The sequence below is a fragment of the Beduinella massiliensis genome (assembly GCF_900199405.1).
Lineage (GTDB): Bacteria > Bacillota > Clostridia > Christensenellales > Aristaeellaceae > Beduinella > Beduinella massiliensis.
In genome coordinates this window covers 2,466,231-2,478,341 of the sequence record NZ_LT963430.1, presented here as the reverse complement: position 1 = coordinate 2,478,341, position 12,111 = coordinate 2,466,231, and the positions used below count along the sequence as shown (strand labels likewise).

Annotated in this window: 10 protein-coding genes; 7 read left to right on the top strand and 3 right to left on the bottom strand. The window is 60.8% G+C overall.

The genetic code is table 11. The features are described from left to right. The first annotated feature begins 154 nt into the window (after positions 1-154). From C1725_RS12040 to C1725_RS12010, 7 genes are all read left to right on the top strand, one after another. Positions 155-946 carry an alpha/beta fold hydrolase gene (locus C1725_RS12040; protein ID WP_102411844.1) on the top strand — a complete coding sequence of 264 codons (792 nt, stop codon included), beginning with the start codon at positions 155-157 and terminating at the stop codon, positions 944-946. Next, positions 947-2,542 (top strand): Mur ligase family protein, encoded by a 1,596-nt coding sequence (locus C1725_RS12035; protein WP_102411843.1) that lies wholly within the window; start codon positions 947-949, stop codon positions 2,540-2,542. An 84-nt stretch (positions 2,543-2,626) separates the two neighbouring features. Continuing rightward, the gene (locus C1725_RS12030; protein ID WP_102411842.1) at positions 2,627-3,841 is read left to right on the top strand and encodes a D-alanine--D-alanine ligase; all 1,215 of its coding nucleotides are present in this window, start codon (positions 2,627-2,629) and stop codon (positions 3,839-3,841) included. A 36-nt stretch (positions 3,842-3,877) separates the two neighbouring features. Further along, positions 3,878-4,420: a hypothetical protein gene (locus tag C1725_RS12025; protein ID WP_102411841.1), complete on the top strand. Its 543-nt coding sequence runs from the start codon at positions 3,878-3,880 to the stop codon at positions 4,418-4,420. Positions 4,421-4,876: 456 nt separating this feature from the next. Then, complete coding sequence (locus C1725_RS12020) at positions 4,877-6,139, top strand: extracellular solute-binding protein (protein ID WP_102411840.1); 1,263 nt, start codon at positions 4,877-4,879, stop codon at positions 6,137-6,139. Positions 6,140-6,213: 74 nt separating this feature from the next. After that, positions 6,214-7,119, top strand: coding sequence for an ABC transporter permease subunit (locus C1725_RS12015; protein ID WP_102411839.1), 906 nt, complete (start codon positions 6,214-6,216; stop codon positions 7,117-7,119). Then, a complete protein-coding gene (locus C1725_RS12010) occupies positions 7,116-7,949 on the top strand; it encodes an ABC transporter permease subunit (RefSeq protein ID WP_102411838.1) in 834 nt (277 codons plus the stop codon). The genes C1725_RS12015 and C1725_RS12010 overlap by 4 nt, the downstream gene beginning before the upstream one ends. Before the next feature lie 111 nt (positions 7,950-8,060). On the opposite strand, the gene C1725_RS12005 is transcribed toward C1725_RS12010, so the two are convergent. Genes C1725_RS12005 through C1725_RS11995 form a run of 3 tightly spaced genes read right to left on the bottom strand, consistent with a single transcriptional unit; the run spans position 8,061 to position 11,953 of the window. Beyond that, positions 8,061-10,400, bottom strand: coding sequence for a homocysteine S-methyltransferase family protein (locus C1725_RS12005; RefSeq protein ID WP_102411837.1), 2,340 nt, complete (start codon positions 10,398-10,400; stop codon positions 8,061-8,063). Further along, positions 10,387-11,100: a vitamin B12 dependent-methionine synthase activation domain-containing protein gene (locus C1725_RS12000; RefSeq protein WP_102411836.1), complete on the bottom strand. Its 714-nt coding sequence runs from the start codon at positions 11,098-11,100 to the stop codon at positions 10,387-10,389. Before C1725_RS12000 ends, C1725_RS12005 begins: the two co-directional genes overlap by 14 nt. Continuing rightward, entirely contained in the window at positions 11,087-11,953 is an 867-nt protein-coding gene (locus tag C1725_RS11995) for a methylenetetrahydrofolate reductase (RefSeq protein WP_102411835.1), read from the bottom strand. The genes C1725_RS12000 and C1725_RS11995 overlap by 14 nt, the downstream gene beginning before the upstream one ends. Between the last annotated feature and the right edge of the window lie 158 nt (positions 11,954-12,111).

Below are 12,111 nucleotides of genomic sequence, written 5' to 3'. Positions count from 1 at the left end.
GCTTTTTTTGTGCGAAAAAGAGGCACCCTAAGGGCAGAAAGCGTGGCGAATCCCCCAAAGCATTGGAAAGACTTTTCTTTTGGGGGAAAATCGGGTAAAATAGATAGAAGCTGTCATACAATAAGGGCAGCGTGATTTTTAGGAGGAGTACGCCATGTTCGTTGAACTATGCGGCGTGAAGATATACGTGGAGCAGCGGGGGCAAGGGCCGGACGTGCTGCTGCTGCACGGCTGGGGCTGCTCAACCAAGCTGATGGACGGCGTCGCAGAGGCGCTGGCAGACGGCATGCGGGTCACCTGCTTCGACTTCCCGGGTCACGGGCAGTCCGGGCGGCCGCCGCAGCCCTGGGGGGTGCCGGAATTTGCAAAGCTTACGCAGGAGCTGATCGAAACGTTTAAAATCGCACCGTGCGACATCGTCGCGCACTCGTTCGGCGGACGCGTGACGCTGATGCTCGCGTCCACGCGCCCGCAGCTCGTGGGGCGCGTCGTCTTAACCGGCGGCGCAGGCCTTCGCGCGCCGCAGGACGAGGCGGGAAAGAAGCGGTCGAGCGCCTACAAACGCCTTCGCTCCGTCGTCGATGCGGCGGGCAAGGTGCCGGTGCTTTCGACCGCCGCGGACCGCGCGCGCGAGGCACTGATTCAGCGCTACGGTTCGGCCGACTACAAAGCGCTGGACCCGGAGATGCGAAAGACATTCGTAAAGGTCGTGAATCAGGATTTGCGCGCGTGCCTGCCCGGCATTAAAGCGCCGACCCTGCTCTATTGGGGCGAGCAGGACGACGCTACGCCGCTGTGGATGGGGCAGGCAATGGAGAAGGAAATTCCCGACGCGGGGTTGATTACCGTGCCGGGATGCGGGCATTTTGCGTATCTGGAGCATTTGGGCGAGTTTACGCGCATCGTCCGGCACTTTTTGCTGGAAGATAGAAGGGGGGAGCGATAAATGGGGTTCATCCTTCGCGCCCTGTCCATTTTACTGCTGCTCGTGCTCGCTACCGGCGCTGTCGTCCTCTGCGCGCGGAGGCTGGTGCACTTTTTGCAGCTGGAGAGCTACCAGCTGCCGGGCTATTTTCGCTCGGTCAGGCGCAATGCAGCGCAGGCGCTCGCGCCCGGCGTTATCCTCGCGGCGGTGGGCTTTCTTTGCCTTCCGATGATAAACCTGATCGGACGCTATGCACCCTATCGATGGAGCCTGCCGCTGGCATGGCTGGCTGTGATCCTGGCGGCCGGACTGCTGAACCTCTCGATGCGGCGTGGAAAAGCCAAAAAGCCGCTCGTCTTAACGCCGCGCGTGAAGCGGCTGTACGGCATCCTCGCGGCGGTGACGTTCATCCTCTTCGTCCTTTGCGGGGCGCTTTTGAACCTGGCGGGTATCGCCGCGCTGCCGGCGCTGCTGCCCCTGATCGTGGCGCTGGCGGCGATGATCGCAGAGCCGGTCGAACGGCATATCAACATGGGCTTCTTCCGCGACGCGCAGCAAAGGCTGGATGCAAGGCCGGGCCTGATCCGCATCGGCATCACGGGCAGTTACGGCAAGACGAGCACCAAGTTTTTGCTCGGCACGATCCTGTCGGAGCGCTACAACGTGCTGGTGACGCCTTCGAGCTTTAACACGCCCATGGGCGTAACGCGCGTTATACGTGAAAAGCTGCAGCCCTATCACGAGGTATTCATCGCGGAGATGGGCGCGCGCCACGTGGGGGACATCAAGGAGCTCGTGGAGCTGGTGCATCCTACGGTCGGGCTTCTCACCTCGGTCGGGCCGCAGCATCTGGACACGTTCGGCACGCTTGAAAACATCAAGCATACGAAGTACGAGCTGATCGAGGGATTGCCGGAGGACGGCACCGCGGTCTTTGCGCGCGACGGCGCGATCTGTGAGGAGCTGTTTACGGGATGCGGGCTGAAGGGCAAGCACCTCGCGGGCGAAGGATTGCGGGTGGAGAACCTGACGGTCGGCCCGTTCGGCAGCAGATTTGAACTGGTTCAGGAGTCCGGAAAGCGCGTCTCCTGCGAGACGAAGCTGCTGGGCGAGCACGCCATCGGCAACCTGCTGCTTTGCGCGACGACAGCGCAATGCCTGGGCCTGACGCTGGAGGAGATCGCACGCGGCATCGGCAAGTGCACGCCTGTGGAGCATCGTCTGCAGCTGATCGAGGGGAAGGGCGGCGTCACGGTCATCGACGACGCGTTTAACGCGAACCCGCGCGGAGCGCAGGCAGCGCTGCGCGTGCTGAAGGGCTTTCCGCAGCGGCGCATCATCATCACCCCCGGCATGGTGGAGCTGGGCGGGGAAGAGGACGCGTTCAACGAGGCGTTTGGCCGCGAGATGGCGCAGAGCGCGGATATTGCGATCCTCGTGGGGCGGCGGCATACCGCGCCGATCCGCAAAGGTCTTCTCGATGCGGGCTTTGACGAAAGCTGCCTGCACGTGGTCGCGAATCTGGACGAGAGCACCCGGGTGTTGGGGACGCTCATGCGTCCCGGCGATACGGTGCTCTATGAAAACGACCTGCCCGACAATTACAGTGAGACCTGAGCGGACGGGACATCGGTTGATTGCTGTTTTTTAAAGACGGGCTTTGCCTCGTCTGCCTGGCGCGCAAATAAAGGAGGTTATCCCTTGAACAACCTGACGATGGCGGTCATCTTCGGCAGCCGTTCCTGTGAACACGACGTTTCGATCATCTCCGCGCTGCAGTTTATGGATGCGGCGGACAAGGCGGGCTACCGCGTCGTTCCGCTGTACGTGACGCGCGACGGTCTGTGGTACACGGGCGCGCCGCTGCGCAGGATCGAGGCTTTTCGAACGTTCGATCCCCAAACGGAGGGTATCACACGCGTGCAGTTGGATACGAGCGCGAACGCGGGCGATCTGTGGGCATGGCCTCCCCGGCAGGAGGGCGGGCTGTTCCACCGCAGGGAGATGAAGCCGCTTTGTCACATCGACGTGGCGGTGCCGGTTCTGCACGGCCTTAACGGCGAGGATGGTACGGTGCAGGGCATGTTGGAGCTGGCCAATATTCCCTACACCAGCGCCGGGCTGCTCGGCTCGTCGGTCGGCATGGACAAAATCGCGATGAAGATGCTGTTTCGGGGCGCTGGTTTTCCGGTGCTGGACGGCGATTGGTTCACGCGGGACCTGTGGCACGAGAAGCGCTCGGAAATACTGGATCGGATTGAAAAGCGGCTCGCCTATCCGCTCTTCATAAAACCCGCCAACCTAGGCTCCTCCATCGGCATCTCGCGCGCTGTGGATCGGGCGTCCCTGGAAAAAGCGATCGACGGCGCGGCCGCTTACGACCGGCGCATTCTGGTGGAGGCGGGCCTGGCGGAGCCGGTGGAGGTCAACTGCGCGGTGATGGGGTACGGGGCGCAGGTGCAGGCGTCCGCTTGCGAAATGCCGATCACCGGCGACGACATGCTGGATTTCGCGCAGAAGTATCTCAAAAACGCCTCGAAGACGGGCGGAAGCAAGGGGATGCAGTCCCTCTCCCGCGTCGTGCCCGCGCCGATTCCGGAGGAAATGACCCGGCGCATTCAGGAGCTTTCGCGCGATATTTTCCGTGTGCTGGACTGCAAGGGAACCGTGCGCATCGATTTTATGATCGACTCCAAGACGGACGAACTCTACGTAGGCGAGGTCAACACGATCCCCGGCTCGCTGGCCTTTTACCTGTGGGATGCCTGCGGCATCAAGTACCCCGAACTGGTGGAGAAGCTGACCGAGTACGCGTTTAAGGCGAACGCGGACAAAAATCACAACGTATTCGCATACGATTCCACAATTCTGCAGGGATACGCCAACGGAAGTAAGGGCGCGAAGGCAAAGCGCTGAGATGGAACCCCCGCGCGACAGGAAGGAGGACCGCTGATGAACGAATGGGGAGACGGCCCGTTTGAGGAAAACGACGGTTGGGCGGGCGGCCAGCCGGAGGAACCGCTCTACGAGGAAAACGAAGAGGAGGCTTATGAGCAGCCGGTCTACGAGCAGCCGGTTTACGAGGAGCCCTATGAGCCCTACGGTCAGCCGGAACCGGACAGAAAGCCGCAGCCGACGATCCTCTCGACCAACCTAACGGTCAACCTGATTTGCACGCTCGCCTCCATGCTGGGTGTGTTCGGACTGTTTTTGTACTTTGCGGACAAGCGCAGCCAGGCGGTGCACCGGTATGCAGTGCAGTCGACAGGGCTGCTGGCGGTTTTTGTGTTTGTGTCGCTGCTGCTCTGGGTTTGCGCGCTCGCCTTCTCCTGGATTCCGCTGTTGGGATGGCTGCTGGCGGCGCTCTTTAACGTCGCGCGCCTGGCCGTCGTTTGCGCAAACGCCGTCGTGCGTGTGCAGATGATGCTGCACGCTTACCGCGGCGAGGCATACGTGCTCCCCTTTATCGGAGAAAAACTGCGCGCGTTTGAATAGCTGGAATTTTAATACACACAATAGAAAGCGCTTTCATCAACAAGAAAGCGCTTTTATAATGCATAAATGGTGTGAATATACAAAAGCCTGCGGAAAAAAGACAGAAAGAGGTATTGACAAATGAATGGAGAACGGTTATATTGTTATGGACGGATTGAACAAAAATGCAATCACGTTATGCATATGTTTTGTGACATGGCCCAAAAAGAAAGAATCGGAATGAGAAAAAGCGACAATGCTTCTCTGCGTTCCGATTTCAAGGGTGTCTATTAAAATATAATCGGGTTGACAGGCGGGAACCTCGTCTCTTTTCGAGCCGGCGGCTGGACGAAAATATAAACGCCGGTGCGGGAGCAACAGCAAAACCGTAAGCGCTTTCGTTGGTTCATAACAGGGACGCCGCACTTCAAAAGGACGTCTCTGTGTGAAATATCAAATAAAACGGAGGAGTGCCCAATGAAAAAGTTCCTAGCTCTGCTTCTCGCAGCCGTCATGCTGTCGTCCTTTGCGGTCGTGGCGGGCGCGGAAGAGACCACCCTCACCGTATGGTGCTGGGATCCGGCCTTCAACATCTACGCCATGAACGAAGCTGCAAAAATCTACAAGGAAATCAACCCCGACGTGACGGTCAATGTGGTCGAGGTTTCCTCTGCGGACTGTGAGACCCGTCAGACGGCCGCCTTCACGTCCGGACAGTATGACGACCTGCCCGACATCGTGCTCATGCAGGACAATTCCGGCCAGAAGTTTTTGCAGACCTTCCCGGGCATGTACTACGACCTGACGGACAAGGTGGACTATTCCAACTTTGCGGACTTCAAGGTCAACTACTTTGTATCCGAGGGCAAGAATTATTCCGTGCCGTTTGACAACGGCTGCGCGGCCATGTTCATCCGCACCGACGTGCTGGAAAAGGCCGGGTATACCCTCGCGGACGTGACCGACATCACCTGGAAGCGCTTCATCGAGATCGGCAAGGACGTCAAGGAAAAGACCGGCATGCCGATTCTGACCTGCGAAATGGGCTTTGCGGACTTCCTGATGATGGTTCCGCAGTCGGCCGGCACCTGGTATTTCGACGACGAGGGCAAGGCCAACCTCGCAGGCAACGAAGTCATCAAGGCGACGCTGGAGGCCGTGAAGGAACTGGCGGATGCGGGCATCGTGTATGAGGCGGTCGACTGGGCCGAGTACATCAGCGCGCTGAACACCGGCAAGGCCGCTTCCACCATCCAGGGCTGCTGGATCCTGGGCTCCGTCGTGCTGGCGGATGACCAGAAGGGCGAATGGGGCGTCACGAACATCCCGCGTCTGGAGGTTGAGGGCGCCACGAACTATTCCAACCAGGGCGGTTCTTCCTGGCTGGTGCTAAGCAGTTCCAAGAACGCCGAGGTGGCGGTAGACTTCCTGAACAAGACGTTTGCGGGCTCCTCTGACTTCTATCAGACGATCCTGAAGTCCTCCGGCGCGATCGCGACCTACCTGCCCGCGGCGGAAGGCGCCGCGTATGCCGAGCCGCACGAATTCTTCGGCGGCCAGCCGGTCTTCGCGGACATCATGGCGTACTCCGCCCAGATCCCGAAGGTCAACCTGCAGCTGTACAACTACGAAGCGCGCGACGCCCTGCGCGACGCCCTGCAGGCGTATCGCGACGGCGGCGATCTGGATGCGCTGATCGACGAAGCGCAGGCCACGGTCGAGTTCCTGATGGAAGAGTAATCCTTGCGTGTTCCCAGCAGGGATGCCGGACGGAGTCCGGCATCCCTCTTTTCAAAGAGTTGGAGGCGATCGGCATGACCACAACCAATGCGAAGCCCCGAAAGAAAAGCCGGGGCCTTGAGCACCACATCAACCGTGTAGGATGGCTGTTCATCCTGCCGGCGGTCGCGCTCATCCTCGTGCTCTGCTTCTATCCGATGATTGAGGCATTCATCCTTTCCCTGCAAAAGGGCAAGGGGAATAACCTGAGCTGGAACGGCCTTAACAACTACACGCGCCTTTTTAAGGATAAGGTTTACATTCAGGCGGTCGGCAACACGTTCTTCTATCTGATCATTCAGGTGCCGATCATGCTCGTGATGGCCCTGCTGCTGGCTTCCCTGCTCAACGACAAGACGCTGAAGTTCAAGGGCGTCTTCAGAACGCTGATCTTCCTGCCGTGCGCCACGTCGCTGGTGTCCTGCTCGATCATCTTCAAGCAGATTTTTTCACCTTCGGGCCTCGTGAACACGCTGCTGCTGAGCTGGGGATTCATATCCGAGCCGTTTCCCTTCCTGACCTCCCCGATGAGCGCGAGGATCATCATCATCGTCACGATGCTCTGGCGCTGGACGGGCTACAACATGATCTTCTATCTGGCGGGCCTGCAAAACATCGACTATCAGGTGTACGAGGCGGCGCGCATCGACGGCGCATCCTCGGTGCAGCAGTTTACGAAGATCACCGTTCCGCTGCTCAAGCCCGTCATCCTGATGACGACGGTGCTTTCCACCAACGGTACGCTGCAGCTCTTCGACGAGGTCAAGAACATGACGAAGGGCGGGCCGAACAATGCGACGACCACGATATCGACGTACATTTACAAGCTGACGTTCGAGCAGGTGCCGCAGTTCGGTTACGCGTCGGCGCTCGCGTACACGATATTCATCATGGTCGCGATCCTCGCGTTTATCCAGATGAAGGTAGGTGACAAGGAATGAGCCAAATCAAGGCAAGGCACAGAAAGGTACATCCCGCGCGCGTGGCAAAGTACGCCTTTTTGACGTTGGCCGCGTTCCTGTCGGCCTTCCCGTTCTACTGGATGCTCGTTTCCGCGACGAACTCCAACCAGGCGATCATGGAAATGCGGATGCTGCCGGGCGCAAACCTGATAGAAAACTGGAAGGCGCTGACGGGGAACTACAAGGTGGGCACGGCGTTTTTCAACAGCCTGCGCAACGCGACGGTGACGACGCTGGTGGCGCTGTTCGTGAGCTCCCTCGCGGGCTACGGTTTCGTGGTCTATCGCGATAAGTACAAGAACATGGTCATGAGCCTTCTGATGCTCTCCATGATGGTGCCTGCGGCCGCGACGCTGATCCCGATGTTCCGCATGTTCAGTCAGCTCAAGCTGAACAACACGCTGCTCGGCGTCATGTTGCCCTCGATTTCGACGGCGTTCCTGATCTTCATGTTCCGTCAGGGAACGCAGACGTTCCCTGACGCGATCATTCAGGCGGCGCGCATCGATGGGCTGGGCGAGTTCCGCATCTTTCTTCAGATGTACATGCCCATCATGAAGCCGACCTACGCGGCGGCCGCGACGGTGACGTTCATGAATACGTGGAACGCGTATCTATGGCCTTTGGTCATTTTGCAAAGTCCGGGGCAGATTACGATGCCGATCCTGATCGCCAATACGATGGACGTCTATGTGGTCGATTACGGCATGGTGATGCTGGCTGTGTCGATCTGCACGATCCCGACGCTCTTGCTATTCTTCGCGCTCCAGAAGAGCTTCGTTGAGGGTATCCTGGGTTCGGTCAAGTAAGCCTTTTCTTCCGGACGGCCATTTACGCCGTACGTTCTTGCATGCGTCGCAAGAAGCAATTTTTCTGCGAAAAAATCCGCCTGAGGGCGGATTTTTTGCGGTTAGAGGCCTTTACGCTTCCTTTGAAAAGAATTCGCCCGCAATGCGCGCCGCTTCCGCGGCGTCACGCGCATAATAGTCCGCGCCGACCATTTTGGCATATTCCGGCGTGAGCACCGCGCCGCCGACCATGACGCGGCAATCCGCGCCGGCTTCACGAATCGCCGTGATCGTTCGCTGCATGGATTTGACGGTGGTAGTCATCAGCGCGCTGAGTCCAACGAGGCGCACGCCCTCGCGGCGCACCGTTTCCACGATCTCCTCCGGCGGCACGTCACGCCCCAGGTCGATCACCCGGTAACCGTAGTTTTCCAGCAGCATGCGCACGATATTTTTGCCGATGTCGTGTATGTCGTCCTTGACGGTAGCCAGGAGGATGGGGCCTTTCGCTGCCTCCCGCGGCGTCCTTTCGAGGCCGTGCAGGTAGTCAAAGCCTGCTTTAACCGCCTCGGCGGAGGCCATGAGCTGCGGCAAAAAGATTTCGCCTCGTTCAAAGCGCGCGCCGACCTCGTCCAGCGCGGGGATAAAGCGCTCGTTGATGATCGAAAGCGGCGTCTCCGTAGGCGGCAGCGCGCGCAGCGCGTTCACGATTTGTCCCTTGCGTCCGCCCAGAATGAGCGTGCGCAGGTCGGCGCTTTCGTTCTGCGCGGGAGACGCAGGGGCCTGTGCCGCTGCGCATTCGATGAAGTGCGCGGCGCCCGTATCCTGCCCGCAGAGCACGCGATAGGCAAGAACCGTCTGCATGGAGGCGGAGAGGGGATTGATGATGGGCAGGTCGAGCCCCGCGCCCAGCGCGGCGGCGAGGAACGCTGCGTTGAGCGATTCGCGGGCGGGCAGCCCGAAGGAAACGTTGCTGACGCCCAGCACGGTGTACAGCCCCAGCCGCTCCTTGACCATCCGTAGCGCCTGCACCGTTTCCAGAACCTGCGACTGGTGCGTGGAGGCGGTGAGCGTCAGGCAGTCGATGAGGACGTCGGAGCGGGGAATGCCGAGGGCGAGCGCGCGATTCAGAATGCGCTCCGCGATGGCGAAGCGTCCCTCTGCCGTAGCGGGAATACCCGAATCATCGAGCGTCAGGCCAACGACGGCCGCACCGTAGCGGCGCGCAATGGGCAGAATCGTGCGCAGGCTCTCTTCCTTGCCGTTTACCGAGTTGATGATCGGTTTTCCGTTATAGACACGCACGGCGGCCTCGATGGCGGAGGGGTCGGCGGAATCAATTTGAAGCGGCAGCGGCGAAACGGCCTGAATGGCGCGCACGAGCCGCGAGAGCACCGCCGGTTCGTCGATGTCGGGCAGGCCGGCGTTGACGTCCAGCAGATCCGCGCCCGCATCCTGCTGCGAGAGCGCCTCCTTTACCACGTATTCGTCGTCGCCGGAGCGAAGCGCTTCCTTCAGACGGCGCTTGCCGGTAGGGTTAATGCGTTCGCCGACGACGGCGGGGCCGGAGCTCAAAAACACGGTGCGCTGTCCGCTCGTGACCGCCAGGAAATCCGGAGCCGCGCGGCGCACGGGCCGCGTTGAGGAAAGCGCGGTGCGCAGCGCACGGATGTGCTCGGGCGTCGTACCGCAGCATCCGCCGAAGAGCGTGACGCCCATGCCCGCCATTTCGACGGCGCAGGCGGCGAATGTCTCCGGCGTCACGTCGTACACGGTCTGGCCATCTTCCATGCGCGGAAGCCCGGCGTTTGCCTGCACGAGGAGAGGAACGTGCGTCACGGCGGCCATGCGTCGGACGATGGGGAGCAGTTCCTTTGGGCCCAGCGAGCAGTTGACGCCCAGCGCGCTGACGCCCAGCGCCTCCAGCGTGATCGCGGCGGTTTCTGGGTCGGTTCCCAGGAAGGTGCGTCCGTCCTGCGCGAAGGTCATCGTCGCGAAGACAGGCAGGGAGGAATGCTCACGGGCGGCGAGGATAGCCGCCCGGACCTCCAACAGATCGCTCATCGTTTCGATCAGCACGAGGTCCGCACCCGCCCTTGCGCCCGCCTCGACCTGCTGGGCGTAGAGGGCGTATGCCTCCTCGAACGAGAGGCTGCCGATGGGTTCCAGCAGCGCACCTGTGGGGCCGAGGTCCAGCGCGACGTATCGGGGCGACGCAGCGCGAGCGAGGCGGACGCCTGCCCCTACGACGGCCTCGACCTGATCCCCCAATTTTAGTGCGTTCGCACCAAACGTGTTGGTCGAGACCACGTCGCTTCCGGCTTCTACGTAGGCGCGATGGATGGCGGAAACGACATCGGGCGCGGTCAGATTGAACTGTTCGGGCAGTTCGCCGGGCGCGAGGCCGTTGCATTGGAGCATCGTGCCCATGGCGCCGTCGAAGATGAGAAAGTCGCCGTCAAAGTGAAACATCGGATTCCTCCTTTAAGCCGATTCGACCGCTAGGGCAGGGCCCATTTTTGCGATAGGCGCATTCGGGGCAGAGCGCACAGGTTTTGCAGCCGGACTCCTGGATCACCGGCTCGTCCGGAAACAGCCCTATGAATGCGGTGACGCTCTTTTGCGGCAGGAGCAGATAGCCGGACGTGAGGTGAATGCCGAGCTGCTTTTGCATGTCCAGCAGGCTTTCAAAAATCTGCTGGCAGCAAAGCGGCAGATCGGCATACCCGGGGCTGAAACGGGCGCCGGCCCTGAGCCCCAGGCGGGCGGCTTCCTGGGCGACTTCGCGGCTGCAGGCGTCGGCGGCGGCTTCCACGCAGGCGCTCATCGCTGCGTCTAGCAAAAGGGCGTCGGCAATGCTCCGCTGCTGCGCGGTGCGCAGTGCGCGTTCCGCGCCGAGGCCCAGCGTCACCGCGAGGACTGCGCACTTTTTTGCTCCGGCCAGGTGCCTTGTGATCGCCTTGCCGGGAAGCGGAATGCCCCACGGAAGCAGATGCGGAACGCCGTCCAGAATGCCGAGATCCGCGATCGCATAGCGCCAGGCGGGACGGGCCTCCTGCTTGCAGCGGTCGAGCATCGCCTCGATGCGCTGCCCGGTACGGGCATCCGGCTGCCGAGCGTCGTAACCAAGATAGCGCAGCATCTCCGCGCGGTCGATTTCAGGCGCGTACATAGCCTCTCCCCTTCAGATAAGCGAGCTCGCGCTCTGCGATGTCCGGATGGTTCATGGTGTAAAGGTGGACGCCGTCCACGCCTGCCGAGAGAAGCCCCAGCACCTGCTCCGCAGCCATGTCGATGCCCGCGCTGCGGAGGGAAGCTTCGTCTGCCTCGTAACGGTTGAGCAGGCGGACAACCGCGGCGGGAAGAGAAGCGCCGCACAGGAAGATCATGCGGGAAATCTGGCTCTTGCTCAGGATGGGCATGACGCCCGCGCAGATGGGCGCGCGAAGGCCTGCGGCACGCGCGCTGTCGAGAAAGCGGAAGAAGATATCGTTCTCAAAGAAAAGCTGGCTGATGAAGAAGGAAGCGCCCGCGTCCTCCTTTTCCTTCATGTGCAGAAGATCGCCGGTGAGCGTATCGCAGGCGATATGTCCTTCGGGGTAGCAGGCAGCGCCCACGCAGAGCCCGGCGTCGTGCAGCGTCAGGATGAGCTCGCTCGCGTGCACGTAGGCGAGCGGAGCGCCCGCGTTCGCAGCGTCGCCCCGCAGCGCGAGCACGTTTTGAACGCCGGACGCGCGCAGGCGGGCGATGTTTTGCGCGACCTGATCCCGCGTAAACCCGGCGCAGGTCTGGTGCGCGAGCGCCGTGAGCCCGAAGGAGCGCTGGGCCTCCGCAGCGATGTCAAGGGTTCGCTCGCTGTTGCCGCCGCCTCCGGCGGAACAGGTGACGCTCACAAAATCGGGCGATAGGGGAGAAAGGCGCTGGAGAACCTCCTGCGCGCGGGGGAGGCTCAGATCCCCTTTGGGCGGGAAAATTTCAAAGGAAAGGACCGGACGGCCCGGATGAAAAAGGGAAGCGATCTGCATGGTACACCTCTCGTCAGTTTCGTCGGTATATTATAGCATAAGCGGGAACGGATCGGTGCAAAACCTGGGAGAATGTGCCGCCGCAAAGATTTATGTGTCAACTGTGACGCCGATATGCTATAATGACTTCATCTGGCATTATGACATAATTGGAGTGT

Bases quoted from the DNA above. Each gene is read 5' to 3' on its own strand.
- C1725_RS12040 (WP_102411844.1), top strand. From the start codon at position 155: ATGTTCGTTGAACTATGCGGCGTGAAGATATACGTGGAGCAGCGGGGG.
- C1725_RS12035 (WP_102411843.1), top strand. From the start codon at position 947: ATGGGGTTCATCCTTCGCGCCCTGTCCATTTTACTGCTGCTCGTGCTC.
- C1725_RS12025 (WP_102411841.1), top strand. From the start codon at position 3,878: ATGAACGAATGGGGAGACGGCCCGTTTGAGGAAAACGACGGTTGGGCG.
- C1725_RS12020 (WP_102411840.1), top strand. From the start codon at position 4,877: ATGAAAAAGTTCCTAGCTCTGCTTCTCGCAGCCGTCATGCTGTCGTCC.
- C1725_RS12015 (WP_102411839.1), top strand. From the start codon at position 6,214: ATGACCACAACCAATGCGAAGCCCCGAAAGAAAAGCCGGGGCCTTGAG.
- C1725_RS12010 (WP_102411838.1), top strand. From the start codon at position 7,116: ATGAGCCAAATCAAGGCAAGGCACAGAAAGGTACATCCCGCGCGCGTG.
- C1725_RS12005 (WP_102411837.1), bottom strand. From the start codon at position 10,400: ATGTTTCACTTTGACGGCGACTTTCTCATCTTCGACGGCGCCATGGGC.
- C1725_RS12000 (WP_102411836.1), bottom strand. From the start codon at position 11,100: ATGTACGCGCCTGAAATCGACCGCGCGGAGATGCTGCGCTATCTTGGT.
- C1725_RS11995 (WP_102411835.1), bottom strand. From the start codon at position 11,953: ATGCAGATCGCTTCCCTTTTTCATCCGGGCCGTCCGGTCCTTTCCTTT.